Origin of the sequence: Vibrio sp. D401a (assembly GCF_030248515.1) — a bacterium.
GTDB classification, from domain to species: domain Bacteria; phylum Pseudomonadota; class Gammaproteobacteria; order Enterobacterales; family Vibrionaceae; genus Vibrio; species Vibrio rotiferianus.
Genome location: NZ_JAHGAI010000047.1, coordinates 59,377 through 85,666 on the forward strand (window position 1 = coordinate 59,377; position 26,290 = coordinate 85,666).

Below are 26,290 nucleotides of genomic sequence, written 5' to 3' on the forward strand. Positions count from 1 at the left end.
CGTTATTCCTTAACATTCTTTTCCAGTGAAGTGTGGCGAATTTGTACTTGGTTTCCTTTATCCGCAAAGTACTCACCGATTTTTTGAGTGAGATAAACCGAGCGATGTTTGCCACCAGTACAACCAATCGCAACGGTCAGGTAGCTGCGGTTGTTTTTCTCTAATAGAGGCAGCCAAGTCTCAATGAAGCTTTCAATCTGGTATTTTAGGTCAAGTACCGACTGATGCTGCTCTAGGAACGCACCGATCGGAGCATCCAAACCAGTAAGAGGGCGCAACGCAGGCTCCCAATGTGGGTTTGGTAAGAAGCGCACATCAAACACGTAATCTGCATCTGATGGTAAACCGTATTTGAAACCAAATGACTCAAACACCATCACCAAGTCTTTACGCTCGCGCCCTTCAACACGCATACGTACGGTTTCGCTGAGATCATGCAGAGATTGACCGCTACTGTTCAGGACTAAGTCAGCATGCGCTTTTAGTGGCATCAGTATTTCATGCTCAAGCTCAATGGCTTGATCCAGTGATAAAGACTGGCTTCCCAATGATAAGGGATGAATTCGGCGGGTTTCGCTGTAGCGTTTAAGTAGCGTTTCTTTGTTCGCATCTAAGAACAGTACCGTAACGTCCAGCTCAGCCTTTAGCTTTTCTAGCGTGGTGTTTAGTTCTTTGAGTTTCTTAGGGATATTTCGAATATCGATGCTTACTGCAACGTTTTGTTTGCTCTCAGAGACTGATTGAACAAACGCGTCGAGTAAGTTGACTGGTAGGTTGTCTACACAGTAATAACCTAAATCCTCAAGTACGCGTAAGGCAACACTCTTCCCGGCACCAGAGTGCCCGCTAACAACGATTAATCGCATGGTGATTGCCTCGATTACTGATGAATCATAATGTCGTAGAGTTCTTCGTCACTCTGAGCTTTACGCAGCATTTTGAGTACTTGCTTATCACTCAAGCGCTCTGCCATAGAGGAAAGTGTTTTGAGGTGCTCTTTGCACTGTTCTTCGGGAACAAGAAGAGCAAAAAGAAGGTCGACAGGTCGGTTGTCGATAGCGTCAAACTCAATTGCTTCGTCGCATTGTAGTAAAACGGCGATAGCTTTGTCGCTGGATTGCATTCTTGCGTGAGGAATAGCAATACCATTACCGATACCAGTACTCCCCATTTTTTCTCTGCTGAGCATACACTCAAACAGTTGTGTAGAATCTTGGCCCGTGTTTTCAGCGACAATCTGACTGATCATCTCTAGGGCACGTTTCTTACTTGTACAATGGACTGCACTTTTGGTGCAGTCCAGTGACAGTATCTCGCTCAATTGCATGATTAATGACTGTTTAGTTTTTCTTTGTGCTTGTTAAGTTGACGAACTAATTTATCCACCAGCGAATCAATTGCTGCATACATATTTTCGTCATTCGATGACGCATGGATTTCGCCCTGATTTATGTGGAGCGTAGCTTCCGCTATTTGGTTGAGTTTTTCAACTTTTAGTACGACTTGTACTTGATTGATGTGGTCGAAGAACCTTTCGAGCTTCTGAAACTTAGATTGAACATAGTCTTGCATTGAATCGGTAAGATCAACGTGATGGCCTTGAATATTGATTTGCATAGACTTTCCTTTTCAGTTGGTGCCTTAAAGTAGGCGTTTACGCTGACTTGAAGGGGCGATACCCAAGGATTCACGATACTTCGCGATCGTTCGTCTTGCGACTTGAATCCCTTGGTCAGCCAGAAGAGCAGCAATTTTGCTGTCACTCAATGGTTTAGCGGTATTTTCCGCTGCGACCAGTTTTTTTATGAGAGCGCGAATTGCTGTGGACGAACATTCTCCACCATTGTCTGTACTAACATGACTAGAGAAGAAGTACTTCAATTCAAAAATGCCACGTGGGGTATGCATAAACTTCTGTGTAGTCACACGAGAGATCGTTGACTCATGCATGTCCACATCCAATGCTACATCGTTAAGTACCATTGGTTTCATGGCTTCTTCACCATACTCGAAGAAATCTTGTTGATGTTCAACAATACATCTTGCAACTTTGAGAAGCGTCTCGTTTCTGCTTTCTAGGCTCTTGATTAGCCATTTTGCCTCTTGCAAATTGCTGCGAATGTACTGGCTATCCGCACTGTTGCCTTTGCCTAGTTGCGCATATTGTTGATTTACTTTTAGTTTCGGAATGCTGTCAGGGTTTATGGAGACGGTCCATTTACCATGATCTTTAAATACGGACACATCCGGAATGACGTATTCAGTGTCATCGGGTGTGATACGACTACCTGGGCGCGGATCAAGTTGTTGAATCAACTTCAATACTTCACGCAAGTCCGCCTCTTTAAGCTTAGTTTCTTTGATTACCAGCTTGTAGTCGCGATTACCAAGGTGGTCGATATGATCGCTTAACACCATTTTTGCTTCAGCGAGCCACGGCGTGTCTTCAGGGAAGGTCGCCAGTTGCAGTAGCAAGCATTCTTGCAGGTTGCGAGAGGCTACACCAAGTGGGTCAAATTGTTGGATACGCTTACGTACCGCTTCTACTTCATCTAATTCCACTTCTTCGTTATCGAAGCTTTCGTGGATTTCTTCAGGAGAAAGGGTTAGGTAGCCGTAGTCGTCGATGGCATCGATTATCGCGAGGGCGATGGTGCGGTCGGTTTCACTGAAAGGTGTTAAGTCTAACTGCCACATGAGGTAATCGTGCAGCGACTCCGTGGTCTCACCTTGGTAGACTGGCATGTCGTCATCCAGCGCTAGGCCAGTGCTGCCCGTGTTTGCGCTGTATACGTCATCCCAAGTGGTATCAATTTCTAGCTCAGAGCTGATTTCCGATTTTTCAATCACGTCTGAGCTGTCTGGAAGGTCGGGCTCTGAGGCATCGTTGGCTTCGTTCGCACTGTTATCAGCAGATTCAGACGCTGATTTGTCTTCACCGTTTGCTTGAGGTTCTTCGTGGCCTTCTTCAACTTCCAGTAGCGGGTTGGAGTCCAGTGCTTCTTGGATTTCTTGTTGAAGATCGAGCGTCGACAATTGCAACAAACGAATCGCTTGCTGCAGCTGCGGCGTCATGGCTAACTGTTGACCTAGCTTGAGTTGTAATGAAGGTTTCATTCAGTGTTACTTACCTTGTAATGCTCAGAATCTTACCGTTCCTAATGTAATCATAGACGGAATTGTTCGCCGAGATAAACTTGTTTCACTTGTTCGTTGTTGAGAACTTCGTCCGGAGTCCCAGAAGCGATGAGGTGACCTTGGCTTACGATATAGGCTTTTTCACACACGTCCAAGGTTTCACGTACGTTGTGGTCAGTGATTAATACACCAAGACCGCGATCGCGCAAGTGTTCGATGATTTTCTTGATGTCGTTAACCGAAATTGGGTCAACACCCGCGAACGGTTCATCCAACAAAATGAACTGAGGGTTTGCTGCCAATGCACGAGCAATTTCTACACGGCGGCGTTCACCACCTGATAGTGCCATACCTGCACTGTTTCGTATGTGCTGTATGTGGAATTCTTCCAATAAATCTTCCAGTTTATCTTGGCGCTCTTCTCGTGTTAACTCTTGGCGAGTCTCAAGAACGGCCATGATATTGTCTTCAACAGATAGCTTACGGAAGATTGATGCTTCTTGTGGTAAGTAGCCGATCCCCATACGAGAACGGCTATGCATAGGTAGAATACTAATATCTTGGTCGTCGATAGTGATGATACCTTCATCACGAGGCACCAAGCCTACAATCATGTAAAATGATGTGGTTTTACCTGCACCGTTTGGCCCGAGCAGACCAACAATTTGGCCAGATTCGACTTCTAGACTCACATCAGTCACAACCTTGCGCTTTTTGTAACTTTTCGCAAGGTTCTTTGCGCGTAAAATTGACATTTTATTTTACCTGATTAGGTTGTAAGACCGTTGTTACTCGTTCTGTCTTTGAGCTATCGGCAACTAACTTCTGTTGTTGGATGTGATAGCGAATCGTTGAACCTCGAATAGTATTTCCTTCTTGCTCGAGTTCAGCATTTTTACGCATAACAAGCTGATCTGTTTTGATTATGTAATCAAGTTCGTTTGCTTGGCCATTAAGCGTCTTTCCATCATCCATTAGTTGAGAAAAAGTAGCGGGTTTTCCGTATGCCTCAATTTGGGATATTTCTTGAGTATTCGCATCTCTCGTAACAATTACTTTGTCAGCATTTATGTTAATACTCCCTTGCTTCAGGGATACATCCCCCTGAAAAACAACCTTGTTACTTTTCATATCAACTTGTTGTGTATCAGAGTTAATGTAAACAGGTTGCTCGGTATCTGATTTTAGAGCTAGTGCTGTTGGGGCTGCTAAAATCAATGTTAGTAAGCTAAGGTGTAACAGTTTCATATCGACCTTGAACATCATTTGTTAGAGTTGCAATGTGACTATTTAAGTTTCCGTGCATTGCGCCTCCAGTATTTTCAAACTGTGGTCCAACTAGAATAACTTTCTGATTGGCGTAAAAATCTCGATTATTTAGATTGATTGTCATTTTATCTGTCGCCATGGTGTCGAAGCTAGCGCCAGGTAATAGATTGTGCATTAGAACATCATCGTACAGAGTTAATACTTGGTCATCATCCAAGACTGCTGTTCTAGATGTTACTTTCCACTCTACAATTTCACCACCTTTGTATACGAACAAAATAGGCTGCTCAAAAAGAGTGCTTCCACTTTTAGCAAAGTAGTCTAAATGGTTTGCGACAATGACATAACTTCTAATGCCATCATCTCCGTATGTTGTATTTTCTAACTTGTTACCACTAAACATTGGCAACTCGGTGTTAGGTGCTATCTGGACATCTGAATTTCTTTCAGATGAAAAGATATAATAGCTACACCACGTGATGGAGACTATCAGCATCAAATATATGAAACGAGTAAAACTCATATAATAAAGGCCTTTATTTTAGCTCAGTACTTCCCTGACTATTGCCTTATTTAAATTGGGTGCAGTGCGCAGTACAGTGAGTACTGATCACATTACACCTGCTTTTAACAAATCATGCATATTCAGTGCACCAACAATTTTGTTGTCTTCGCATAAAACTAAAGCGTTGATGTTCTTATCTTGCATTAAATTTAAACCTTCCACTGCAAGCATTTCTGGGTGCGCTGTGGTTGGATTTCTAGTCATTACGTCACCAATCGCAGTCGTGTGGATATCAATACGTTTATCTAGCGTGCGACGCAAATCACCATCGGTGAATATTCCAAGCATAGCATCGTGTTCATCGACGATAGCCGTCATCCCCAAGCCTTTTTCTGAAATCTCGAGTAAGGCATCACGAATCAGTGCATCCGGTGAAACTTTTGGTAGTGAGTTTCCAAAGTGCATAATATCAGACAGCTTCAACAACAGTTTTCTTCCCAGCGCACCGCCGGGATGAGATAAAGCGAAGTCTTCTGCGGAAAATCCACGTGCCTGAAGTAAAGCTACCGCCAATGCGTCACCCATAACCAAAGTTGCAGTGGTACTACTGGTTGGCGCGAGACCAAGAGGGCAAGCTTCTTTTGGCACGGTGATTTGCAGATGCAGATCAGACAGCTTCGCCATGTTCGACTCTGGCTTGCCAGTCATGCTGATGATTTTGATGTTCAGGCGTTTCAACACAGGGAATAGAGATAGAATCTCATGAGATTCACCCGAGTTTGAAATCGCGATAACGATGTCACCCGCGCTGATCATACCAAGGTCACCATGCGCTGCCTCACCTGGGTGGACAAAAAATGCAGAGGTTCCAGTACTTGCTAGTGTCGCAGCAATCTTATTGCCAATATGACCTGATTTGCCCATCCCCATCACGACAACTTTACCGCTATTGGAAAGAATCAACTTACAAGCTTGTTCAAACTGCTCATTAAAGTATTGGTCTAGCTGTTGTAGAGCTGAAACTTCAATATCAAGAACTTGTTTAGCAGCTGCGCGAAAATCAAATTGAGTGGGCATATCAGAGCTCCAATTCGTGTTTACTTATTTTGTTATTAAGCGGCCATGTTTGCGAATAGGTATACTTGGTAAGCCAAGAAACACACAAACAGAATGGAACCTTCTAGTCGGTTGATGCTTCGAGATTTACCAAGACACATCGCTACGAGTAGCAGAGACACGCCTAGCATTACCCAGAAATCACGCCCCATTGCATATTCGCTCAGCATCGATGGGTTGATAATGCCTGGTAGGCCCATTACCGCAAGAATATTGAATACGTTTGAACCGATGATGTTACCTACAGCCATGTCGTCTTCGCCTTTAAGAACACCTGCAAGAGAAGCGGCTAGCTCTGGAAGGCTAGTACCAATGGCAATGATAGTTAGACCGATCACAAGGTCGCTCATACCAAAGTATTTAGCGATGATAACAGCATTGTCTACCAGCATGCTCGCTGCTAAGGGAAGTAGTATCAAGCCAATCACGACCCACATAATTGCTTTAGGGTTAGTTACGCCTTCTGGAACTTCAGATTCTTGTTCATCAACAAACGCGTCACCGGCTTTCTGCTCTTTACGGCTGATTTGCAGCATGGCAAATAAGAAACCAGCGAACAGAATGAATAACAAGATGCCTTCATAGAAACCTAAGTGGCTATCCCATAGCAAAATACCGGCAAGCACAGTAACTGCTATCATCAAAGGCAGTTCACGGCGAATCACGGCAGAGCTTATAGAAAGTGGTTTGATAATCGCAGTAATACCTAGGATCAAAGCAATGTTAGCGATGTTTGAACCCAGTACGTTACCAACCGCTGTATCGGTTTTGCCATCCCATGCTGCGGTTGCTGAAACCATCATTTCTGGTGCAGATGAGCCCATTGCTAGAATGGTCATGCCGATCACTAGTGGTGAAATACCGACGTTGCGGGCTAGAGCAGCGGAGCCAAAAACTAACTTATCTGCACTCCAAACAAGTAAAACAAGACCGACGATAAGCAACGCAACGGCTTCGAGCATGATGATTCCTAGGTAATAAATAAGCAAAATGAGTAACCGCTAATTTTGACCTTTTGCGACCAAAAATGGAAGATAAACAATGCATAAATTAAAAGTTAGTAACGAATTTGTGTTTAATTGTTGCTCAATCGCGAATGAAGATAATGCAACCGAGTGTAGGTCAACTCTAAACCGCTCTACACCTTAAAATGTGTGCTCTTTTGAGAATTCTTTGAAATTTTATGGTTTTCTTTAATTGAACAGTGCTTTTAATTCACTTTTAATCCACCGCCGATCTGCTTATGATGACAAGCTTGAGTCGTACTCAAATGATTTTTATTGCCAAGTCAGTTGGCTGAAATGAGTAGCTATTGGAGCAATGGGTATACTTTACTGATTGTCTTTACCTATGAGTAAGAGAAAAATGCTATGCCAAACGATGATTTAGTTACAGTGAACAATCTTACTTTCTCGCGAGGAGAACGTAAGATTTTCGATGGCATTGAGTTACATATCCCGAGAGGGAAAATTACCGCAATTATGGGGCCATCTGGAATAGGTAAAACGACTCTATTGCGCTTAATTGGTGGCCAATTATATCCAGAGCAGGGAGAGATTTGGTTTGACGGTGACAACATCCCTAGATTATCTCGAAAGCACTTATACCATGCTCGTAAAAAGATGAGTATGTTGTTCCAATCAGGCGCTCTGTTTACTGATTTGAACGTTTTCGATAATGTCGCGTTTCCTTTGCGTGAACATACAGATCTCCCCGAAGAATTAATCCGAACCATGGTGCTGCTAAAGCTTGAAGCTGTAGGGTTACGAGGGGCTGCGGAGTTAAAACCAAGCGAGCTCTCTGGTGGTATGGCTCGCCGTGCTGCATTAGCCCGCGCGATAGCGCTCGACCCTGACCTTATCATGTACGACGAACCTTTTGTTGGTCAGGATCCAATAACCATGGGTGTGCTTGTTGAGCTGATCAGTAATTTGAATCGAGCGTTAGGTGTGACCTCCATTATCGTTTCTCATGATGTGCCCGAAGTGATGAGCATTGCCGATTGGGTTTACTTGATGGCCGATGGCAAAGTGATTGCGTTTGGCACACCACAAGAGTTGAGAGACAATCCTGACCCTCGCGTGCAGCAGTTTTTACAAGGCGAAGCGGATGGGCCAGTACCATTCCGCTTCCCAGCTCAAAGTATCGAAAAGGATTTATTTGATGGTCGATAGCTTTATTCAATTTGTCGCTTCTTTAGGAAGACGCACATTAGCCATCTGCGAAGCATTCGGTCGTGCAACCTTGATGCTTGTTGGTGCATTATTGACTCGACCTCAGCCAATTAAAAATTTGCCTTTGCTGGTCAAGCAGCTTTATTCCGTAGGCGTTCAATCGTTGGCTATCATCGTGGTATCTGGTTTGTTCATCGGCATGGTGCTTAGCTTGCAAGGCTACGTGGTGTTGGTGGATTACGGTGCAGAGGGCAGCCTTGGTCAAATGGTGGCCTTGTCATTGCTACGTGAACTTGGGCCCGTAGTAACTGCGCTGTTGTTTTCAGGTCGTGCTGGTTCAGCATTAACGGCAGAAATCGGTCTGATGAAAGCTACTGAGCAGTTGTCTAGCTTGGAAATGATGGCGGTTGACCCGCTGAAACGAGTGATAGCGCCACGCTTTTGGGCGGGGGCGATCTCAATGCCTCTACTTGCTATGATCTTTATGGCTGTGGGGATTTGGGGCGCTCAGCTTGTTGGCGTCGATTGGAAAGGCGTAGATCATGGTAGTTTCTGGGCTGCAATGCAGTCTTCGGTCGAATTAGGTCAAGACATCGGTAACAGCATGATCAAGTGTATCGTGTTTGCTATTACCGTTACTTGGATTGCTTTGTTTAATGGCTATGACGCTATTCCGACGTCTGAAGGGATCAGCCGAGCAACGACGCGCACTGTAGTGCATTCTTCTTTAGCAGTACTGGGCTTAGACTTCGTACTGACCGCATTGATGTTTGGGAATTAATCATGCAACAAACACGTAAAACAGAATTATGGGTTGGCAGCTTTGTATTAGCGGGAATTTGCGCGATTCTTGTGATGATTTTTCAGGTTGCTGACGTAAAAAGCATTGGCTCTGGCAATACTTACACCTTGAAAGCCGAGTTCGATAATATTGGTAGTTTAAAAGTTCGCTCACCTGTGAAGGTTGGTGGTGTGGTTATCGGTCGAGTGAGTGATATTACGCTAAATGCGGATAATCTACTGCCAGTAGTGAGCTTGTCGATTAACAGTCAATACAACCAGTTCCCAGAAACCTCGAGTGTGCAAATATTGACATCGGGATTGATTGGTGAACAGTACATAGGCTTAGTGCCTGGTTTTGTTTTTGACGATGAAGAAATGCTTGTAGATGGCGATACCATCGAAGACACCAAGTCAGCATTGGTCTTGGAAGACCTAATCGGGCAGGTTCTATATAGCATTGGTGGCTCAGGCGATACGAGTAAGGAATAACCCATGTTTTCTAGATTATTACTTTCTTTTTTAGCAACGTTCGCAGCATTTGGTGTTGTTGCTGATGAAGTCGATAAAACACAGCCATACCAAATGATGAAGCAAGTTGCGGAAGTGACGTTTGACCGCCTCAAGGCTGAACAGCCGAAGATCAAACAAGACCCTAATTTGTTAAAAACCATCGTTGAAGAAGAGCTGATGCCTTACGTTAACGATCGCTACGCTGCATTGAAATTGCTTGGACCTAACTTAAAAGGGGCAAAGCGTGAAGATGTAGGGGAGTTTATCAAAGCATTTCGGGCTTACTTAGTGACATCTTATGCGCAAGTATTAACGCAATATTCTGATCAACAAATCGCTTTTGGCCCAGAACCAAAATTGGATTCATCTAAACGTATTACGAGCATTAAGGTAGATATTATTGATGCTCCGCGTCCTAACATTAGGCTTGAATTCAAATTGCGCAAAGACAAGAAAACAGGCGAGTGGTTGGCATTTGATATGGTTGCTGAAGGTATTAGCTTACTGTCGAGCAAACAATCTGAATGGAACACGAAAATCCGTCAAGATGGTATTCTTGCGGTAGCAAAAGATCTAGAAAAGCTGGCGGAACAACCGATTCGCTTTGAGGCGGAAAAGTAATGGAACAGTGGCATTTACAGGCTGGTATTCTTAAACTTACAGGAGCGCTGGATCGTGAAACCGTTCCGGCTCTTTGGGTTGAGGCACAGAAGTGGCAACCATCACAAACCGAATTAGAGTGCTCTTTATTGGATATTGAGCGTGTTGACTCTGCAGGAATGGTGATGTTAATCCACTTATTAGAGCATGCAAAAAAGCAAAACTGTCATATAATGCTGAGTTTCGTGCCAGCGCAACTGCGCACTTTGTTTCAACTTAGTAATGTTGAATCCTTAGTGGCAAAACACATACAGAATTATCAGGGGTAAATTGTGGATAGCGCAAAAGTACAACAGCTATTAGAAGAAGCACTAAACCTTCAAGAAGTGCATGTAAAAGGTGAAGGTAGCCATTATGAGGTGGTTGCTGTTGATGCTTGTTTCGATGGAATGAGCCGCGTTAAGAAGCAGCAGTTAATTTACGGTCCTCTGATGGATTACATTCAGCGTAACGACATTCACGCACTATCGATTAAAGCGTTCACTCCAGATGAGTGGGCTCGTGATAAAAAGCTAATGTCGCTATAAGGTTTATAATGGAAAAGTTTCGAGTTATTGGGTCAGATCAGCCGTTGGTTGGTGAAGTGACCATTTCAGGTGCAAAAAACGCAGCACTGCCGATTTTATTTGCGTCAATTTTGGCTGAAGAGCCAGTAGAAGTAGCAAACGTACCACACCTTCGTGATATCGACACAACCATGGAACTGCTAAAGCGCTTGGGCGCTAAAGTCAGCCGCAATGGTTCTGTTCATGTCGATCCAAGCAGTATTAATGAGTACTGTGCGCCTTACGACTTGGTGAAAACCATGCGAGCATCAATTTGGGCACTTGGCCCATTAGTGGCTCGTTTTGGTAAAGGTCAAGTTTCTCTACCTGGCGGTTGTGCGATTGGTGCTCGTCCTGTTGATCTACATATCACAGGTCTAGAGCAGCTTGGTGCAACCATCACACTAGAAGATGGTTACGTTAAAGCGGAAGTAGATGGTCGCCTAAAAGGTGCACACATCGTGATGGACAAAGTAAGTGTTGGTGCAACCATCACTATCATGTGTGCAGCAGCACTTGCTGAGGGCACAACAACGCTAGACAACGCAGCGCGTGAACCTGAAATCGTTGATACAGCGGACTTCCTAAACACGCTAGGTGCGAAAATCTCTGGTGCAGGTACTGATACCATCACTATCGAGGGTGTTGAGCGTCTAGGTGGTGGTAAGCACAACGTCGTTGCTGACCGTATCGAAACCGGTACTTTCCTAGTAGCGGCAGCGGTTTCTGGCGGCAAAGTGGTATGTCGTAATACCAATGCACACCTTCTAGAAGCGGTACTGGCTAAGCTAGAAGAAGCAGGCGCATTGGTAGAAACTGGCGATGACTGGATTTCTGTTGATATGACTGACCGTGAGCTGAAAGCGGTAAGCATCCGCACGGCTCCGCACCCAGGTTTCCCTACTGACATGCAGGCGCAATTCACACTATTGAACATGATGGCGAAAGGCGGCGGCGTAATCACAGAAACGATCTTTGAAAACCGTTTCATGCACGTACCTGAACTGATGCGTATGGGCGCGAAAGCGGAAATTGAAGGCAACACGGTTATCTGTGGCGATGTAGATTCACTAAGTGGTGCACAAGTAATGGCAACTGACCTACGAGCTTCGGCAAGTTTGGTCATTGCGGGTTGTATTGCGAAAGGTGAAACCATCGTTGATCGTATTTACCACATTGACCGCGGTTACGACAAAATCGAAAATAAACTGGCTGCACTTGGCGCAAATATTGAGCGAGTGAGCGAGGCAAGTTAAACTGCGGTGCAGGTGACTTGGATATGAAGAGAGCCGAAACGTTGGTTTCGGCTTTTTTGTATCGCGCTTTCTTGCATAGTTCATGACTATGTCAAAAGAGACAATAATAGCTGTAGCTGGCGTAAAGCTGGTTCTTGGAGAACAACAATGATTGCACTGTTACGTGTATTTGCTGTCGCAATTTTCGCAATTGTGATGTTTATTGGTGGTTGTGGTTACTGCCTACTAAGCCCTAGAAACCCTAAGCATGTTTTCACCTTCGGCCGTCTATTCGGCAAGATGTCGCGTGTATTTGGTATCAAGCTTGAGCTACGAATTCCAGAAGATGCGTATTCGCGTGGTCAGCATGTTTATATTGCAAACCACCAAAACAACTGGGACCTGTTCACCGTGTCTTCGGCGGTTACACCAAAAGTGGTTACCGTAGGTAAAAAGAGTTTGGCGTGGATGCCTCTATTTGGTCAGCTTTACTGGCTAACTGGCAATATTCTGATCGACCGTGCGAATCGTTCTAAAGCGAAAGGTACCATTGACCAAGTTGTGGATAGCATCAAGAACAGTGATGTTTCAATATGGATGTTCCCAGAAGGTACTCGCTCTCGTGGCCGTGGTTTGCTGCCATTTAAGACTGGTGCGTTTCATGCGGCTATTGGTGCAGAGGTGCCAATCATTCCAATCGTATGCAGTTCGACTGATCATATTAAATTAAATCGTTGGAACAACGGACATGTAATCATTGAGATGCTGCCGCCAGTAAGCTCTGAGGGCTACGGTAAAGAGAGTGTCCGTGAGCTGGCGAACAGCTGTCGTGAGCAAATGAAAGAGAAACTAGAAGCGTTGGATGAAGAAGTGAAACAGCGCAACGCAGCTTAAGCCTGACTGCGATACAGCAGCAAAAAGACAATAGAAAACGGGTAGCCTGAGCTACCCGTTTTTTTATGCTTGTTAGCAAGTGCAATTATTTGCGAACTGCGATTGCTTCAATCTCGATGCCAACATCTTTAGGCAGACGAGCGACTTCTACACAAGAACGTGCAGGGTAGTTTGCTACTTCGTGTTCATCGAAGAATTTACCGTAAACTTCATTTACTGTACCGAAGTCGTTTAGGTCTTTCACGAATACTGTCATTTTAACGATGTCTGTTACTTTAAGGCCTGATGCTTCAACTACAGCTTTTACGTTTTCTAGAGATTGACGAGCTTGCTCTGCGATGTCGGCAGACACTTCACCTGTCGCTGGGTTTACCGGGATTTGGCCAGAAGTAAGAACCATGTTGCCTAGATCTACGCCTTGAACGTAAGGACCGATTGCTGCTGGTGCAGACTCAGTGTGAAGTACTTTCGTCATTTGAATTGTTCCATCTGTTTAGGGGAATAAAGAGTTTACTCAAGCATTTTGAGTGTTCTTAAGAATAAGCAGTGTGCCTTTAAACATGAAGCACGTAAAGAGCAAAATACCCCGCATGAGCGGGGTATTGGTCAATTTATCGTTAGCAAGAATCGAAGCGAGAAATTAACGCTCAGTGACGATCTCACGTGCGAATACTTTCTCACAGTATTTACACTTTAGACGGATTTCTTCCTTCTTCTCGAACACTTGGAAGCTGCTCGCTACAGGCTCGTTGTGTGTAATACAGTTGCTGTTCGGACACTCAAACACGTTGTTAATTCGCTCAGGCAGTTCTAGTGCAAGCTTCTTAACTACTTCGTAGTTTTCGATTTGGTTTACGGTTGCATGTGGTGCGTAAAGTGCAAGCTTGCTTGCCTGCTCTTCATTGATAAACACGTTTTCAATCTTTAGTAGGTCTTTGTGACCCAGAGCTGAAGAAGGCAAGTTCAGACCGATAGTTACGCGCTGAGAAGAATTATGCATGTCGAACAGTTTCAGCACTTTGATACCAATTTGCGCAGGAATATGGTCGATTACCGTGCCGTTTTTGATTGCCTCTACCTGCAATTGAGTTTCTTTAGTCATGTCTTTTCTCCCTCGATTACAGTGTTTCGTTAAGAACCAATGCCAACAACGCTTGACGAGCGTATACACCGTTCTGTGCTTGTTGGAAGTAGTACGCGTGTGGAGTTGCATCCACATCCGTGGTGATTTCATCCACGCGAGGTAGTGGGTGGAGTACTTTTAGGTTGTCACGCGCACCTTCTAATAGTGCTGCTGTTAGGATATAAGCGGACTTGATATGTGCGTATTCAGACTCGTCAAAACGCTCTTTTTGTACGCGCGTCATGTAAAGAATATCTAGCTCAGGGACGACACTTTCCATATCAGTGTGCAGGCTGTATTGAATGCCTGCTTCGTCAAGCTCCTCACAGATGTAATCTGGCATTGCCAGTGCGTCTGGTGCGACGAAGAAGAAACGAATGTTGTTGAACTTTGCCAGTGCTTGCGTCAAAGAGTGCACAGTGCGACCGTACTTTAGGTCACCAACAAACGCGACGTTAAGGTTATCCAGGCGGCCTTGCGTTTCGGCGATTGTGTATAGATCGAGTAGGGTTTGCGTAGGGTGTTGGTTTGCGCCGTCACCTGCGTTGATGACTGGTACACCGTTAGAGAACTCAGATGCAAGGCGAGCCGCGCCTTCCTGAGGGTGGCGCATCACGAATGCATCAACGTAAGAGGAGATAACTTGTACCGAGTCAGACAGTGTCTCGCCTTTTTTTGCCAGGGAGGTGTTTCCATCATTGTCAAAACCAATCACATCGCCACCGATACGTTGAATCGCAGTCTCGAATGACAAGCGAGTACGTGTGGATGGTTCAAAGAAACAGCTAGCTACGACCTTGTTTTTAATCAGTTCTGGACGAGGTTCTTTTTTTAGTTGACCTGCAGTTTCAACAATCAGTTCCAGTTCTTCACGTGAAAGCTCTGGAATAGAGATGATGTGCTTCTGGTAAAGCGAGTTCGCCATGATCTTCTTCCCTATAACAGTAGTGACTATCTCCAAAATTCACCACGATTGAATTTTGGACATAAAAAAACCTCCCCAAATGGGGAGGTTTTAAAATTCAATAGAATTAACAAAAATAACCGCACGTAAGCGTAGTCGCTTAGCTAGAGCAAATCGCGTTTTTACGTCAGCAATCAGCTTGGTCATTTCGTAATCCTCAGACAAATTGCCGAGCATTATACGCTTAACTTTCGTGAGCGCAAGCGATTACATCATGGTTTTTGTTACCATTTCTAATGCTTTGCTTTAGCTACCTAGTGTTGCTACCATCACGGCTTTAATGGTATGCATTCGGTTCTCAGCTTCATCAAACACGACTGAGTATTCTGACTCAAATACTTCTTCTGTTACCTCTAAACCATTCATGCCGTATTTTTCTGCCACCTCTTTGCCCACCGTTGTTTCGTCGTTGTGGAAAGCTGGTAGGCAGTGCATGAATTTCACGTGAGGATTGCCTGTTTGCTTAATCACGTCCATGTTAATTTGGTATGGCGTCATGAGTGCAACACGCTCGTCCCAAGCATTGGCGGACTCGCCCATGGAAACCCAAACATCGGTGTAGAGAAAGTCGCAACCTTTTACGCCTTCTTCGACACTTTCAGTTAAAGTGATTTTCGCACCGGTTTGTTGAGCAATCGCTTGGCAAGTCGCGACTAATTCTTCTTCTGGCCAGAATGCTTTTGGCGCCACGAGACGAATGTCCATGCCGACTTTGGCGGCTCCGACCATGAGAGAGTTACCCATGTTGTTACGTGCATCACCCAGATAGGCAAAGGTCATCTCATGCAGTTGTTTACCACGTCCGTGTTCTTGCATGGTGAGGAAATCCGCCAGTATTTGTGTAGGGTGAAACTCATCAGTCAAGCCATTCCATACCGGAACACCTGCGTAAGCCCCTAGCTCTTCCACAATAGACTGACCAAATCCGCGGTATTCGATGCCATCATACATGCGACCAAGAACTCGAGCCGTGTCTTTCATTGATTCCTTATGACCGATCTGCGAGCCAGAAGGGCCGATGTAAGAGACTTGAGCGCCTTGATCAAAGGCCGCGACTTCAAACGCACATCGGGTACGAGTAGAAGATTTCTCAAAGATTAGTGCAATGTTTTTGCCTTGAAGTTTCTTCTGCTCTGTCCCTGCATATTTAGCTTTTTTTAGCTCAGCAGACAGTTCGAGCAAAAAGAGAATTTCTTTTGTGGAGAAATCCAATAGCTTCAAAAAGTTGCGATGATGTAGATTGAAAGCCATAGCTCGTCCTTTAGGTCGTTTGGTTGATAAGTAATAAAAGCATTAAAGCATGAAAATGCTATATATGTGAATAATTATTTTCAAGTAAGGCAAAAAAAGGTTGATGCATTCACATCAACCTTAGTCTTTATTGGTTTTATTTGGTGAGAGAGATTTCTCAAATATCGTCACGTTCGATTGGGCAACTCATACAACGTGCACCACCACGACCGCGACCAAGCTCGTTACCCGGAATGGTCAGGACTTCAATGCCAGCTTTGTCATACTTTTCGTTAGTGTAGACGTTACGTTCGTAACCAATCACAACACCAGGTTTAACTGTTAGTACGTTGTTGGCATCGTTCCATTGCTCACGCTCAGCTTCATAGCTGTCACCACCAGTGGTAATGATCTTCAGTTGGTCTAACCCCAGTGCCGATTCAATTGCGTGCAGATAGTTGTGTGATGCTTCGACATGCATTTCCCCATTGCCTTTTGGTGTTAGGCGCCATGTGTCTAAGTCTTTACGCATGATCTCTGGGTATACCGAGAAAGTATCGACATCCATATGCGTCATTACCGTATCAAGGTGCATGCATGAACGGTGTTTCGGTAGGTCGATGGCAATGACTTCTTTCGCCTGACCGGATTTGAATAGGCTTGCCGCTAGGTTTTCTACACCCTGTGGAGTTGTACGCTCAGACATGCCAATCAGAACCGCACCCTTACCGATAACCAGAACATCACCGCCTTCAACGTTGGCATTGTCGTAGTGTTGGTCTTCATCGCCAAAGTAGTTTATGAAGTTTTGCCCAGCAAAGGTTGGGTGCCAACGGTAAATCGCGCGCAGGTGGTTGGTTTCGCGCTGACGTGCAGGCATCATCATTGGGTTGAGTGATACACCACCGTAAACCCAGCATGAAGTATCGCGAGTGAATAGGTGGTTAGGTAAAGGTTCGATAACGAAGTCTAGAGAACGCTTCATTTTCGGTAGCATCGATGAAGATTTGATTGGCAGTTCCGAGTAAGCCAATCCGCCAAGAAGAATGCTGGCCAGGTGTTCATCGTCCATCTCTGCGAAGTACTGGCGCAGGTCGCGAGCGAAAGTCGGACCGTAACGGAAGTCAGAAATCTGAGTGTTTAACAACCATTGTTTTGCTTCTGGAACCGCAAGGGTTTCGACTAGTAGATCATGAAGCAGTAACACCTCAACACCTTGCTCACTTAAAGTTCGAGCGAATGCATCGTGTTCTTCACCTGCAGCTTCGACTGCCAATACGTCATCAAATAGTAATTCATGGCAGTTTGATGGTGTTAAGTGGGTGAGGGCACGCTCTGGGCGATTTAATAGAACTCGTCTAAGTTGACCTACTTCTGATCCAACGTACAGCTTGCTCATTTTGTATCCTTACAAATATTCCAGCCATTAGTTATGACAAGCTTGGTGCTAAGATGCAAGTTCCTTTGGTTGGCTTATATTTTGTAAAAATATCATTTTTTAGATTTATGTTTTGTGAATTTTAATTTGGTGTATTTTGATTCTATATTTTGCAGTTCATTCATAGCTTTTAGAAAGTGCGTTTTTATTCTTTTTAGTTTGGTGAAGAGAGGGTACATCAATAGTGCATAAAACGTGCATAACCATTCTGAAATATGCAGTTTTTAGCTTTTCTTTATTCGTTAGGCCAGAGTAACCGAGCTGTCACTGTATTCACTCCAAGATCATAAACACGCAAACAAGTCTAAAATTACTCGTTTAAGGCTCAATTAGGATCTTCTGAATATTAAAGATTACCCGTTTTTGTTAAATTTTTGTTTCTGTGAGCGAGGTTTCGATTTGCGAGTCAAAATTATCATCAAGAATCACCGTAGTTTGGTGTTTGTTTGTGGCTTTTCATCGCAATCCGTGCCATATTTCACCGCATTAACGTACTCAGTTTAGAGTATAGTGTTTCCATCAAGTAACTAATCTGGAGCCAAAACATGTCTCACGAAGATGAATATCTATCAGTAGAAGAATTAATTGAGATTCAAAAGGAAGAGACTCGCGATATCATTGCAGCATTGCTAGAAGATGGCAGCGATCCAGATTCACTATACGAAATCGAGCACCACCTATTTGCTGAAGACTTTGACACACTAGAGAAAGCGGTTGTTGAAGCGTTTAAGATGGGCTTTGAAGTTCTTGAAGCTGAAGAAACAGAAGATGAAGATGGCAACAAACTACTTTGCTGTGATGCAACAATGGAATCTGCACTAAACGCAGAAGCAATTGATGCACAGGTTGAGAAATTGGTTCATCTTGCGGAAAAATACGACATCATCTACGACGGTTGGGGTACTTACTACGAAGGCGAAGATGCGCTTTACCCTGAAGAAGATGATGAAGACGAAGAGTAATCAGCTCATTTATATTAAGAAGCCAGCGTTTATCGCTGGTTTTTTTGTGCCTTGAAAATGATAACCGCTGGTGAGGATAAATAATTCTCATTGAGTTTGTGTGCTTATTATCTCTATAATGCGTGAAAATTGATCTAGCTCAAGGTAACTATGCAACTCTCACTCGCCGGTTTATGGCAAGTCTCTCCACTGACGGACCTTTCTATCCCACAGGATGACATCACTTTCCCTGCGCCTTTGAGTCAGGTATTGCCTGCTGAGCTGACAGAAGAAGCAATTCGTCAGCAAGAGTGGCATCTGATGCACGACATTGAAGTAGATGAATCCATGATGGCATTCCCAGCGGTAGAAATGGTGTTGGGTGGTGTGGATTACCATGCTGAAGTGCGTTTAAACGGGGTAGCATTGTTCGACTGTGACGGTTCACAAAGCATGTACAAAAAAGACATTCGTCCGTTCATGCAGATGGGGCGTAACCGTTTTGAGATCCTGTTCCTTGAGGAAGAAGAAGATCTTCTGCTGGATGAGGATAAACCAGAGTTGTGCTCACTTGCGGATCATGAATACCAAAAGAGTGATGAGCGCTTGGGGGTATGGCAAGAGCCGTATCTGCAGTTTATTCGCAATGTGCGTTTAGACCGTGTAGCAACCGAGCAGATTTGGCACCACGGTGGTGGTTGTGAGTTTAAGGTGGATTTGTACTACCAAACTTTTGCGCCGGGTCTAGTATCGGCATCGGTTAAGTTTAATGGCATGACTTACCATATTCCTATTGATGTCCGAGCGGATCATGCGAGTGCTTTATTCCAGATCGAAGCGCCAAAGTATGCCGATCTTAATGATCCCGATCCAAAAGATCTCTACGAACTCGTGGTGGAGTTGGATGGGCAACGCCAAGCATTTACAGTGGCGCTTAGCCAAGAGCTCTGTGTTACCCATCTTGTACTTTAAGTTTGGGGATAAAATTCTATAACGTTTTAAGCATCACGACTTCACATGCATCATGCCCTGTTTGTCCAAGCGGGGCATCGAGATGCTCAAAGCCTAGCTTTTCATACAAGCCTACCGCTTCTCTTAGACATTCTGTCGTTTCTAAATAGCACTGCTGATACCCAAACTGTTTCGCTAGCTGTAAGCTCAATGCGACGATGCGTTTAGCTAAGCCGTGCCCTCGTGTTTGAGGCAAGAAGTACATCTTTTGTAGCTCACACACATTTGGCTCACCAGCTAAAGGTGCAAAGCCGCCGCCACCCACAATCTCGCCTTGGTATTCGACTACCCAGTAGGCTGCGCCTTGCTGGTCGTAAACCGAGTACATGTCATCAAGCGTTGGATCTGCCACACCATAACCTTTGTCTGCGGTTAAACCATATTCTGCAGAGACTTTACGAATCACGTCTGCAACTCGTGAGTTATCTGCTTTGGTAAGAGGTCGAAGAACGTATTCCTCTGCCTGACACACTTTTGTTAGCCCTTTTAGGTAAGTCTCTAAACCAAGTTTGAGTTGCTCTTGTTCAATGTCACCGAGTTGGGTAAGCAGTTGTTCAAAGAAGCGGTTTTGTTGTTGGTCTAGTTGCGATAACGCCTGTTGCCCTTGCTCTGTAAGCCCTGCGAGTTGGCTGCGTTTGTCTTTTGGGTTTTCGATACTCTCAACCAGACCTAATTTGATCAGCCCGGTAACGGTTCGGCTCGCATTGGACTTGTCGACATTAAGCTGCTGTGCCAATTGATTGATGGTCAACGGCTGCAATTGGATTTCACCCAATGCGTGCGCTTGCACTGGAGTGAGTGCGACATCGCCGCATTGTTTATCGAGCAGACCAAGCAATCGGACGGCTTGGCGGGAATAGTGTCGGAGTTGACGAGCATGCATTATCACTTACCTCTAAAAACAAAGTTGCGCACCGCAATCAAATTAATTGCGGTGCGCAACTTTGTCAATGGTAAATGTCATTTTGCTTGTTAGGAGGCGTATTGAGCTTCCATGTTTAAGCGTGTTGGTGTAGGCAAAATTGTGGCGCTTGGCTATCTGATTTACGCATCCATACTTTCTCGTGGAAGTAGTAAGCCACAGTGTTCAAGCTAGGCTCTAGCATCGCCATAATACCGCCGACAAACGCATCACCTGTTAGCAAGTAAACCACGGTAAAAGCAACACTGAAGTGGATAGTGGCAAAGCTTGCGGTTTTTAATTTGGTCATCCACTGACGAGCTTTAAGCGCTGGGACTTTTGCCCATGCCTTTTCATGAAAGTAGAAAGCGACGGTGTTCACTGAAGGCTCAATCATGGCAATTAAACTACCAATTAGAATGTCGCCAGTAAGCACGTAAGCGACACTAAACGCGATAGTAAAATGGAGTGCTGCAAAGGTTAGTGTCTTTTTCATGATAATTACTCAATCGTTGTGTTGTTTCGATAGGTCTATTATTGAGAATTATTATCATTAAATCTAATGGGCAGTAAAGATTAGTTTGATAGGTAAAAACTATTAAATAGGAGGGAGACTAGGGGAGAAGAGTGAATATCTTTGAAAGCTTTCCGAGTGATAAAATGCAAAAAGGGTTGATGCTTTCACACCAACCCTTTGATTCTTTTATTCTAGCCTTTAGCGATTAAAGTGCAGCGATCGTTGTCTTCTGCTCTTCTAGCTTAGCTAGTGTCTCTTTGTAGCCTTCAAGCTTCTCACGCTCTTTAGCAACAACTGCTTCAGGTGCTTTCGCTACGAAGCCTTCGTTACCTAGTTTGCCTTCGATACGCTTGATTTCGCCGTGAGTTTTCTTGATTTCGCCATCTAGACGAGCAAGTTCTGCGTCTTTGTCGATCAGACCCGCCATTGGGATCATCAGCTCAGACTTAGCAACCAATGCTGTCGCACACGCTGGCGTTTCTTCGTCAGCAGCAAGTACGCGTACAGATTCTAGTTTCGCTAGAGACATCAGTACTTGTTTGTTTGCTTCTAGACGAGCTGCGTCTTCTGCGTTTGCAGCTTTCAGCATAACGTCAAGCGGCTTACCTGGGTTGATGTCGTATTCAGCACGTAGGTTACGGATGCTGGTAATGAACGCTTTCACCCATTCAATATCGTCTAGCGCTTCTTGGTTGAAGTTTGCTTCGTCGAATTGAGGCAGTGCTTGAAGCATGATTGTCTCACCTTCTACACCTTCAACTAGTGGCTTGATGCTTTGCCAGATAGTTTCAGTGATGTAAGGAATCACAGGATGAGCCAGACGTAGAGTCTTCTCAAGAACCGTGATTAGCGTACGGCGAGTACCACGTTGTTGCGCTTCAGTACCTTTCCATAGAACTGGTTTAGTTAGCTCTAGGTACCAGTCACAGAATTGGTTCCAGATGAATTCGTAAAGCGTGTTAGACGCCATATCTAGACGGAAGTTGTCGATATGGTTGTTGAACGCTTTCGCTGCAAGTTCAAACTGAGACTCGATCCATTTATCCGCTAGTGAGTATTCAATCTCACCACCGTTGAAGCCACAATCTTGCTCTTCTGTGTTCATCATTACGTAACGGCTCGCGTTCCATAGCTTGTTACAGAAGTTACGGTAACCCTCAAGACGCTTCATATCCCAGTTGATATCGCGACCTGTTGATGCCATTGCAGCAAGAGTGAAACGTAGTGCGTCTGTACCGTATGCTTCGATACCATTTTCAAACGTCTTACGAGTGTTCTTCTCGATTTTCTTCGCTAGCTGAGGCTGCATCATGTTGCCACAACGCTTCTCTACTAGAGACTCTAGGTCGATACCATCGATCATGTCGATTGGGTCAAGTACGTTACCTTTCGACTTAGACATCTTGTCGCCGTTTTCGTCACGGATTAGACCAGTAACGTAAACCGTCTTAAATGGTACTTGTGGTTTGCCGTTTTCGTCTTTCACGAAGTGCATGGTCATCATGATCATGCGCGCAACCCAGAAGAAGATGATGTCGAAACCAGTTACTAGTACGTCTGAAGGGTGGAATACTTTCAGATCGTCAGTTTGCTCTGGCCAACCTTGAGTACCGAATGTCCATAGTGCAGAAGAGAACCATGTATCCAGTACGTCTTCGTCTTGGTGAAGTTCGATAACTGACTCTAGGTTGTTGTTCTTACGAACTTCTTCTTCGTCACGACCTACGTAAACATTGCCTTGGTTGTCGTACCAAGCTGGGATGCGGTGACCCCACCATAGCTGACGAGAGATACACCAGTCTTGAACGTCACGCATCCAAGAGAAGTACATGTTTTCGTATTGCTTAGGAACGAATTGGATGTCGCCGTTTTCTACTGCTTCAACCGCTGTTTTCGCTAGAGGTGCAGTACGTACGTACCATTGGTCAGTTAGCATTGGTTCGATAACCACACCACCACGGTCGCCGTAAGGAACTTGTAGATCGTGATCTTTCACTTCTTCAAGTAGACCTAGCTCGTCGAATTCTGCAACGATAGCTTTACGAGCGGCAAAACGCTCCATACCGTGGTACTTAGCTGGTAGCTCAGTGCTGTATGCGTCGCTTGCTTCGCCGTTGGTGTTGAATACTTCAGAAGCGTCACGGATGTTCGCGTCGAAAGTCAGAATGTTGATCATTGGTAGCTGGTGGCGCTTACCAACTTCGTAGTCGTTGAAGTCGTGCGCAGGTGTGATTTTCACACAGCCAGTACCTTTTTCCATATCTGCGTGCTCATCGCCCACGATTGGGATGCGACGATCAACGATAGGAAGGATGATTTCTTTACCGATAAGATCTTTGTAACGTGGATCTTCTGGGTTAACCGCAACACCAGTATCGCCTAGCATGGTCTCTGGACGAGTGGTTGCCACAACGATGTAGTCTTTGCCATCCGCTGTTTTAACGCCATCCGCTAGTGGGTAGCGGAAGTGCCACATGTTGCCTTTGGTGTCTTTGTTCTCTACTTCTAGATCTGAAATCGCTGTGTGTAGCTTTGGATCCCAGTTAACTAGACGCTTACCGCGGTAGATTAGGTCGTCTTCGTATAGACGTACGAACACTTCTTGAACCGCGTTAGATAGACCATCGTCCATCGTAAAGCGCTCACGATCCCAGTCTACAGATGCGCCAAGACGACGAAGCTGCTTAGTGATAGTACCGCCGGATTCGCCTTTCCATTCCCAGATTTTGTCGATGAAAGCTTCACGACCGTAATCGTGTTTTGTTTTGCCTTCTTCTGCAGCGATCTTACGCTCAACAACCATCTGAGTTGCGATACCTGCGTGGTCAGTACCTACTTGCCAAAGAGTGTTCTTGCCCTTCATGCGCTCACAACGGATAAGAGTATCCATGATCGTGTCTTGGAACGCGTGGCCCATATGTAGGCTACCAGTGACGTTCGGTGGCGGGATCATGATGCTGTAAGCTTCTTTAGTAGTGTCACCGTGTGGCTTGAAGTAGCCTTTTTCTTCCCAAGTCTGATACAGAGCTTGTTCGATTGAAGTTGGGTTGTATGTCTTTTCCATAGCGCTCTTTTAATGGATACGTTGATGGTTGAATCTAAGTCAATCTTTATAAGTGAACTCTCTGAGTGGAGAGCTTAACTATAAGGATTGACCGTTAAGGATATTGAATTTCGATCGTTTGCAGTTGATAACCTGCCTGACGGTAAATTTTATACCTTTCTCTTGCGAGCTGTTTAGCTTTTTCTTCGCAAGGCACGAAGTCTACCACTTGAGCAAACTTGTTCGCAAAGGTTGTCTCATTTTCCGCCAAATTAATTACTAACTGACGATTCCAATTCGGCTTTACGCCGTTATGGCCGATCTCAATATTGGTGGCGTATTTCGGTCCTTCGCCTACGAGATTATGTGCCATGAACTTATCTGCATCAATTTGCCAAAAGGTTTCGGCGAGTTGTTCAGCGTGCGGTTTATCTTCGCAATTCAAGTACACTTTTGCGCCTTGGCGAGCAAAGTGCTGAGCCAAAAACACGATGTATTCTTCAAAGCCAGCCACGGTTGCTTGCGGGCTATCTTCTTTAATGATGTAGAAAGTTGCAGTTTGCATCATTCTCTCGCTTGCCGTTGGTCTCATCCTAAGACCATCATAAGTCCCATTTTCAATTAAGAAAATCGAGGTAATAAAAAAGGGCCTTGCGGCCCTTTTAGATTTTGTTCAGAAATTACTCTTCTGTCTCTTGGCCGCTGCGGTTCAAAAGGAATTGGACAAGCATTGAGACAGGACGGCCCGTTGAGCCTTTCGCTGCGCCTGATTTCCACGCAGTACCTGCGATATCGACGTGTGCCCAGTTGTACTTCTTAGCAAACTTAGACAGGAAGCAACCCGCAGTGATAGTGCCAGCAGGACGACCACCGATATTTGCCATGTCAGCAAATGGGCTCTTTAACTGCTCGTGGTATTCGTCTGCCATTGGTAGACGCCAAGCACGGTCACTCGCTTGCTCAGAAGCGTTTACTAGCTCATGAGAAAGTGGGTTATGGTTAGAGATTACGCCGCTGATATGGTGGCCTAGTGCGATAACACAAGCACCAGTTAGCGTTGCAACGTCTACTACGCAGTCTGGTTCGAAACGCTCTACGTAAGTCAGTGCGTCACAAAGAACAAGACGACCTTCCGCATCCGTGTTCAGAACTTCTACAGTTTGACCAGACATGGTTGTTAGGATATCACCAGGACGGTAAGCGTTGCTGCCAGGCATGTTTTCACAGCCTGCTAGGACACCAATAACGTTGATTGGTAGGTTTAGCTTCGCTAGCGCTTTCATTGTACCGAATACAGATGCCGCACCACACATGTCGTACTTCATCTCATCCATACCTTCACCAGGTTTGAGAGAGATACCGCCTGAATCGAACGTCAGACCTTTACCAACTAGTACGATAGGTTTTGCTTCTGACTCTGGGTTACCTTTGTATTCGATGATAGACATCATTGATTCGTTTTTCGAACCACGACCTACTGCTAGGTAAGATGTCATGCCCAGTTTTTCCATCTCTTGTTCACCAATGATCTTGGTGGTTACTGTTTCGTAGTCGTCAGCAAGGCGACGAGCTTGAGATGCAAGGTAAGCTGGGTTTGCAACGTTTGGTGGCATGTTGCCAAGATCTTTTGATGCTTTTACACCAGAAGAAATGGCTAGACCGTGAGTGATTGCTTTCTCACCTAGGTTCAGTTCACGACGTGTCGGTACGTTGAACACTAACTTACGTAGTGGACGACGGGTTTCCGGCTTAACGCTCTTGAACTGGTTAAATGTGTAAAGACCATCTTTAGTCGCTTCAACAGCTTGACGTACTTTCCAGTACGTATCGCGACCTTTAACGTGCAGTTCAGTTAGGAAACATACTGCTTCCATAGAACCTGTTTCGTTAAGTGTGCTGATCGTCTTTTGAATGATTTCCTTGTACTGGCGCTCGCCTAGCTCACGTTCTTTACCACAACCTACGAGTAGAACGCGCTCTGACAAAACACCTGGTACTTGATGCAGTAGCAGCATCTGACCAGGTTTACCCTCTAGATCACCACGGCGAAGTAGTGAACTGATGTAACCGTCACTGATTTTATCAAGTTGCTCGGCTACTGGAGAAAGGCGACGTGGTTCAAACACACCAACAACGATACATGCGCTACGTTGTTTCTCTGGACTGCCACTTTTAACACTGAACTCCATGCGTACTCCTACATCCTGAAGACAAATTGCTCTAAATGTTAGATAATGATCGCTTACTTGTTGAATTTAAGCTCAGGTCTTACCAATAGAGCTGATTTAAGCGC

At 44.9% G+C, this 26,290-nt stretch carries 30 protein-coding genes; 10 read left to right on the forward strand and 20 right to left on the reverse strand.

Annotated features, from left to right (window positions below; translation table 11 throughout):
• Positions 1–2: 2 nt before the first annotated feature.
• From rapZ to KIV41_RS20580, 9 genes are all read right to left on the reverse strand, one after another.
• Positions 3–866 carry an RNase adapter RapZ gene (gene rapZ, locus KIV41_RS20540; RefSeq protein WP_285337592.1) on the reverse strand — a complete coding sequence of 288 codons (864 nt, stop codon included), beginning with the start codon at positions 864–866 and terminating at the stop codon, positions 3–5.
• A 14-nt stretch (positions 867–880) separates the two neighbouring features.
• Positions 881–1,327: a PTS IIA-like nitrogen regulatory protein PtsN gene (gene ptsN / locus KIV41_RS20545; RefSeq protein WP_010450439.1), complete on the reverse strand. Its 447-nt coding sequence runs from the start codon at positions 1,325–1,327 to the stop codon at positions 881–883.
• A gap of 2 nt (positions 1,328–1,329) precedes the next feature.
• Positions 1,330–1,617: a ribosome hibernation promoting factor gene (gene hpf, locus KIV41_RS20550; protein ID WP_010450437.1), complete on the reverse strand. Its 288-nt coding sequence runs from the start codon at positions 1,615–1,617 to the stop codon at positions 1,330–1,332.
• Positions 1,618–1,641: 24 nt separating this feature from the next.
• Positions 1,642–3,117 carry an RNA polymerase factor sigma-54 gene (locus tag KIV41_RS20555; protein WP_038884578.1) on the reverse strand — a complete coding sequence of 492 codons (1,476 nt, stop codon included), beginning with the start codon at positions 3,115–3,117 and terminating at the stop codon, positions 1,642–1,644.
• A 50-nt stretch (positions 3,118–3,167) separates the two neighbouring features.
• Positions 3,168–3,893, reverse strand: a complete 726-nt coding sequence (gene lptB / locus KIV41_RS20560) for an LPS export ABC transporter ATP-binding protein (RefSeq protein WP_010450433.1) — start codon at positions 3,891–3,893, stop codon at positions 3,168–3,170.
• Between the two features lies 1 nt (position 3,894).
• A complete protein-coding gene (gene lptA / locus KIV41_RS20565; protein ID WP_010450431.1) occupies positions 3,895–4,386 on the reverse strand; it encodes a lipopolysaccharide transport periplasmic protein LptA in 492 nt (163 codons plus the stop codon).
• On the reverse strand, positions 4,367–4,930 hold the full coding sequence (gene lptC, locus KIV41_RS20570) for an LPS export ABC transporter periplasmic protein LptC (protein WP_252041205.1): 564 nt from the start codon (positions 4,928–4,930) through the stop codon (positions 4,367–4,369). The genes lptA and lptC overlap by 20 nt, the downstream gene beginning before the upstream one ends.
• Before the next feature lie 87 nt (positions 4,931–5,017).
• On the reverse strand, positions 5,018–5,989 hold the full coding sequence (gene kdsD, locus KIV41_RS20575; RefSeq protein ID WP_071236291.1) for an arabinose-5-phosphate isomerase KdsD: 972 nt from the start codon (positions 5,987–5,989) through the stop codon (positions 5,018–5,020).
• 35 nt (positions 5,990–6,024) lie between these two features.
• Complete coding sequence (locus KIV41_RS20580) at positions 6,025–6,990, reverse strand: calcium/sodium antiporter (RefSeq protein WP_010450425.1); 966 nt, start codon at positions 6,988–6,990, stop codon at positions 6,025–6,027.
• Positions 6,991–7,398: 408 nt separating this feature from the next.
• Here KIV41_RS20580 and mlaF point away from each other — a divergent pair, with 408 nt between their 5' ends.
• The 8 genes from mlaF (at position 7,399) to KIV41_RS20620 (ending at position 12,829) form a co-directional block, all read left to right on the forward strand.
• Complete coding sequence (gene mlaF / locus KIV41_RS20585) at positions 7,399–8,202, forward strand: phospholipid ABC transporter ATP-binding protein MlaF (protein WP_252041203.1); 804 nt, start codon at positions 7,399–7,401, stop codon at positions 8,200–8,202.
• Complete coding sequence (gene mlaE / locus KIV41_RS20590) at positions 8,192–8,983, forward strand: lipid asymmetry maintenance ABC transporter permease subunit MlaE (protein WP_285337593.1); 792 nt, start codon at positions 8,192–8,194, stop codon at positions 8,981–8,983. Before mlaF ends, mlaE begins: the two co-directional genes overlap by 11 nt.
• 2 nt (positions 8,984–8,985) lie before the next feature.
• Entirely contained in the window at positions 8,986–9,474 is a 489-nt protein-coding gene (mlaD, locus tag KIV41_RS20595; RefSeq protein WP_010450419.1) for an outer membrane lipid asymmetry maintenance protein MlaD, read from the forward strand.
• 3 nt (positions 9,475–9,477) lie between these two features.
• Positions 9,478–10,116: a phospholipid-binding protein MlaC gene (gene mlaC / locus KIV41_RS20600; RefSeq protein ID WP_010450418.1), complete on the forward strand. Its 639-nt coding sequence runs from the start codon at positions 9,478–9,480 to the stop codon at positions 10,114–10,116.
• A complete protein-coding gene (locus tag KIV41_RS20605; protein WP_010450415.1) occupies positions 10,116–10,424 on the forward strand; it encodes a lipid asymmetry maintenance protein MlaB in 309 nt (102 codons plus the stop codon). Before mlaC ends, KIV41_RS20605 begins: the two co-directional genes overlap by 1 nt.
• A gap of 3 nt (positions 10,425–10,427) precedes the next feature.
• Positions 10,428–10,682, forward strand: coding sequence for a BolA family iron metabolism protein IbaG (gene ibaG / locus KIV41_RS20610; protein ID WP_010450413.1), 255 nt, complete (start codon positions 10,428–10,430; stop codon positions 10,680–10,682).
• An 8-nt stretch (positions 10,683–10,690) separates the two neighbouring features.
• Positions 10,691–11,956 carry a UDP-N-acetylglucosamine 1-carboxyvinyltransferase gene (gene murA / locus KIV41_RS20615; protein WP_010450411.1) on the forward strand — a complete coding sequence of 422 codons (1,266 nt, stop codon included), beginning with the start codon at positions 10,691–10,693 and terminating at the stop codon, positions 11,954–11,956.
• A 147-nt stretch (positions 11,957–12,103) separates the two neighbouring features.
• A complete protein-coding gene (locus tag KIV41_RS20620) occupies positions 12,104–12,829 on the forward strand; it encodes a 1-acylglycerol-3-phosphate O-acyltransferase (RefSeq protein ID WP_038884575.1) in 726 nt (241 codons plus the stop codon).
• Between the two features lie 85 nt (positions 12,830–12,914).
• Here the strand turns inward: KIV41_RS20620 and KIV41_RS20625 are convergent, their stop codons facing one another.
• The 6 genes from KIV41_RS20625 to arcA all read right to left on the reverse strand — a co-directional run bounded on the left by KIV41_RS20625 (position 12,915) and on the right by arcA (position 17,545).
• Complete coding sequence (locus tag KIV41_RS20625; RefSeq protein WP_005432832.1) at positions 12,915–13,304, reverse strand: RidA family protein; 390 nt, start codon at positions 13,302–13,304, stop codon at positions 12,915–12,917.
• A 165-nt stretch (positions 13,305–13,469) separates the two neighbouring features.
• The gene (gene pyrI, locus KIV41_RS20630; protein ID WP_010450405.1) at positions 13,470–13,931 is read right to left on the reverse strand and encodes an aspartate carbamoyltransferase regulatory subunit; all 462 of its coding nucleotides are present in this window, start codon (positions 13,929–13,931) and stop codon (positions 13,470–13,472) included.
• Between the two features lie 16 nt (positions 13,932–13,947).
• The gene (gene pyrB, locus KIV41_RS20635) at positions 13,948–14,877 is read right to left on the reverse strand and encodes an aspartate carbamoyltransferase (RefSeq protein ID WP_010450403.1); all 930 of its coding nucleotides are present in this window, start codon (positions 14,875–14,877) and stop codon (positions 13,948–13,950) included.
• 90 nt (positions 14,878–14,967) lie between these two features.
• A complete protein-coding gene (locus KIV41_RS20640) occupies positions 14,968–15,063 on the reverse strand; it encodes a hypothetical protein (protein ID WP_010450401.1) in 96 nt (31 codons plus the stop codon).
• Positions 15,064–15,162: 99 nt separating this feature from the next.
• Positions 15,163–16,167, reverse strand: a complete 1,005-nt coding sequence (gene argF, locus KIV41_RS20645; protein ID WP_285337594.1) for an ornithine carbamoyltransferase — start codon at positions 16,165–16,167, stop codon at positions 15,163–15,165.
• A gap of 157 nt (positions 16,168–16,324) precedes the next feature.
• Positions 16,325–17,545, reverse strand: a complete 1,221-nt coding sequence (gene arcA, locus KIV41_RS20650; RefSeq protein ID WP_010450398.1) for an arginine deiminase — start codon at positions 17,543–17,545, stop codon at positions 16,325–16,327.
• 584 nt (positions 17,546–18,129) lie between these two features.
• Here arcA and rraB point away from each other — a divergent pair.
• Together rraB and KIV41_RS20660 are read left to right on the forward strand one after the other, a co-directional pair.
• Positions 18,130–18,546: a ribonuclease E inhibitor RraB gene (rraB, locus tag KIV41_RS20655; RefSeq protein WP_005432867.1), complete on the forward strand. Its 417-nt coding sequence runs from the start codon at positions 18,130–18,132 to the stop codon at positions 18,544–18,546.
• Between the two features lie 150 nt (positions 18,547–18,696).
• Positions 18,697–19,497 carry a hypothetical protein gene (locus KIV41_RS20660; RefSeq protein ID WP_005448814.1) on the forward strand — a complete coding sequence of 267 codons (801 nt, stop codon included), beginning with the start codon at positions 18,697–18,699 and terminating at the stop codon, positions 19,495–19,497.
• 16 nt (positions 19,498–19,513) lie between these two features.
• Here KIV41_RS20660 and KIV41_RS20665 read toward each other — a convergent pair whose 3' ends face one another.
• From KIV41_RS20665 to pepA, 5 genes are all read right to left on the reverse strand, one after another.
• Positions 19,514–20,419: a bifunctional helix-turn-helix transcriptional regulator/GNAT family N-acetyltransferase gene (locus tag KIV41_RS20665; protein WP_285337595.1), complete on the reverse strand. Its 906-nt coding sequence runs from the start codon at positions 20,417–20,419 to the stop codon at positions 19,514–19,516.
• 115 nt (positions 20,420–20,534) lie between these two features.
• The gene (locus KIV41_RS20670; RefSeq protein ID WP_038884572.1) at positions 20,535–20,933 is read right to left on the reverse strand and encodes a DUF2061 domain-containing protein; all 399 of its coding nucleotides are present in this window, start codon (positions 20,931–20,933) and stop codon (positions 20,535–20,537) included.
• 226 nt (positions 20,934–21,159) lie between these two features.
• Positions 21,160–24,018, reverse strand: a complete 2,859-nt coding sequence (locus tag KIV41_RS20675) for a valine--tRNA ligase (RefSeq protein ID WP_010450388.1) — start codon at positions 24,016–24,018, stop codon at positions 21,160–21,162.
• A gap of 94 nt (positions 24,019–24,112) precedes the next feature.
• Positions 24,113–24,562 (reverse strand): DNA polymerase III subunit chi, encoded by a 450-nt coding sequence (locus KIV41_RS20680; protein WP_010450386.1) that lies wholly within the window; start codon positions 24,560–24,562, stop codon positions 24,113–24,115.
• Between the two features lie 115 nt (positions 24,563–24,677).
• Positions 24,678–26,186 carry a leucyl aminopeptidase gene (gene pepA / locus KIV41_RS20685; protein ID WP_010450385.1) on the reverse strand — a complete coding sequence of 503 codons (1,509 nt, stop codon included), beginning with the start codon at positions 26,184–26,186 and terminating at the stop codon, positions 24,678–24,680.
• Between the last annotated feature and the right edge of the window lie 104 nt (positions 26,187–26,290).

What these genes read in the sequence shown, in the direction of transcription:
- KIV41_RS20680 (WP_010450386.1), bottom strand. Translation starts at nt 24,562, where the DNA reads ATGCAAACTGCAACTTTCTACATCATTAAAGAAGATAGCCCGCAAGCA.
- KIV41_RS20625 (WP_005432832.1), bottom strand. Translation starts at nt 13,304, where the DNA reads ATGACGAAAGTACTTCACACTGAGTCTGCACCAGCAGCAATCGGTCCT.
- KIV41_RS20670 (WP_038884572.1), bottom strand. Translation starts at nt 20,933, where the DNA reads ATGAAAAAGACACTAACCTTTGCAGCACTCCATTTTACTATCGCGTTT.
- rraB (WP_005432867.1), top strand. Translation starts at nt 18,130, where the DNA reads ATGTCTCACGAAGATGAATATCTATCAGTAGAAGAATTAATTGAGATT.
- lptA (WP_010450431.1), bottom strand. Translation starts at nt 4,386, where the DNA reads ATGAAACTGTTACACCTTAGCTTACTAACATTGATTTTAGCAGCCCCA.
- KIV41_RS20620 (WP_038884575.1), top strand. Translation starts at nt 12,104, where the DNA reads ATGATTGCACTGTTACGTGTATTTGCTGTCGCAATTTTCGCAATTGTG.
- KIV41_RS20580 (WP_010450425.1), bottom strand. Translation starts at nt 6,990, where the DNA reads ATGCTCGAAGCCGTTGCGTTGCTTATCGTCGGTCTTGTTTTACTTGTT.
- KIV41_RS20640 (WP_010450401.1), bottom strand. Translation starts at nt 15,063, where the DNA reads ATGACCAAGCTGATTGCTGACGTAAAAACGCGATTTGCTCTAGCTAAG.
- hpf (WP_010450437.1), bottom strand. Translation starts at nt 1,617, where the DNA reads ATGCAAATCAATATTCAAGGCCATCACGTTGATCTTACCGATTCAATG.
- KIV41_RS20660 (WP_005448814.1), top strand. Translation starts at nt 18,697, where the DNA reads ATGCAACTCTCACTCGCCGGTTTATGGCAAGTCTCTCCACTGACGGAC.
- arcA (WP_010450398.1), bottom strand. Translation starts at nt 17,545, where the DNA reads ATGAGCAAGCTGTACGTTGGATCAGAAGTAGGTCAACTTAGACGAGTT.
- mlaF (WP_252041203.1), top strand. Translation starts at nt 7,399, where the DNA reads ATGCCAAACGATGATTTAGTTACAGTGAACAATCTTACTTTCTCGCGA.
- KIV41_RS20665 (WP_285337595.1), bottom strand. Translation starts at nt 20,419, where the DNA reads ATGCATGCTCGTCAACTCCGACACTATTCCCGCCAAGCCGTCCGATTG.
- pyrI (WP_010450405.1), bottom strand. Translation starts at nt 13,931, where the DNA reads ATGACTAAAGAAACTCAATTGCAGGTAGAGGCAATCAAAAACGGCACG.
- ptsN (WP_010450439.1), bottom strand. Translation starts at nt 1,327, where the DNA reads ATGCAATTGAGCGAGATACTGTCACTGGACTGCACCAAAAGTGCAGTC.
- KIV41_RS20675 (WP_010450388.1), bottom strand. Translation starts at nt 24,018, where the DNA reads ATGGAAAAGACATACAACCCAACTTCAATCGAACAAGCTCTGTATCAG.
- rapZ (WP_285337592.1), bottom strand. Translation starts at nt 866, where the DNA reads ATGCGATTAATCGTTGTTAGCGGGCACTCTGGTGCCGGGAAGAGTGTT.
- mlaD (WP_010450419.1), top strand. Translation starts at nt 8,986, where the DNA reads ATGCAACAAACACGTAAAACAGAATTATGGGTTGGCAGCTTTGTATTA.
- KIV41_RS20555 (WP_038884578.1), bottom strand. Translation starts at nt 3,117, where the DNA reads ATGAAACCTTCATTACAACTCAAGCTAGGTCAACAGTTAGCCATGACG.
- mlaE (WP_285337593.1), top strand. Translation starts at nt 8,192, where the DNA reads ATGGTCGATAGCTTTATTCAATTTGTCGCTTCTTTAGGAAGACGCACA.
- mlaC (WP_010450418.1), top strand. Translation starts at nt 9,478, where the DNA reads ATGTTTTCTAGATTATTACTTTCTTTTTTAGCAACGTTCGCAGCATTT.
- lptB (WP_010450433.1), bottom strand. Translation starts at nt 3,893, where the DNA reads ATGTCAATTTTACGCGCAAAGAACCTTGCGAAAAGTTACAAAAAGCGC.
- murA (WP_010450411.1), top strand. Translation starts at nt 10,691, where the DNA reads ATGGAAAAGTTTCGAGTTATTGGGTCAGATCAGCCGTTGGTTGGTGAA.
- kdsD (WP_071236291.1), bottom strand. Translation starts at nt 5,989, where the DNA reads ATGCCCACTCAATTTGATTTTCGCGCAGCTGCTAAACAAGTTCTTGAT.
- pyrB (WP_010450403.1), bottom strand. Translation starts at nt 14,877, where the DNA reads ATGGCGAACTCGCTTTACCAGAAGCACATCATCTCTATTCCAGAGCTT.
- lptC (WP_252041205.1), bottom strand. Translation starts at nt 4,930, where the DNA reads ATGAGTTTTACTCGTTTCATATATTTGATGCTGATAGTCTCCATCACG.
- argF (WP_285337594.1), bottom strand. Translation starts at nt 16,167, where the DNA reads ATGGCTTTCAATCTACATCATCGCAACTTTTTGAAGCTATTGGATTTC.
- pepA (WP_010450385.1), bottom strand. Translation starts at nt 26,186, where the DNA reads ATGGAGTTCAGTGTTAAAAGTGGCAGTCCAGAGAAACAACGTAGCGCA.
- KIV41_RS20605 (WP_010450415.1), top strand. Translation starts at nt 10,116, where the DNA reads ATGGAACAGTGGCATTTACAGGCTGGTATTCTTAAACTTACAGGAGCG.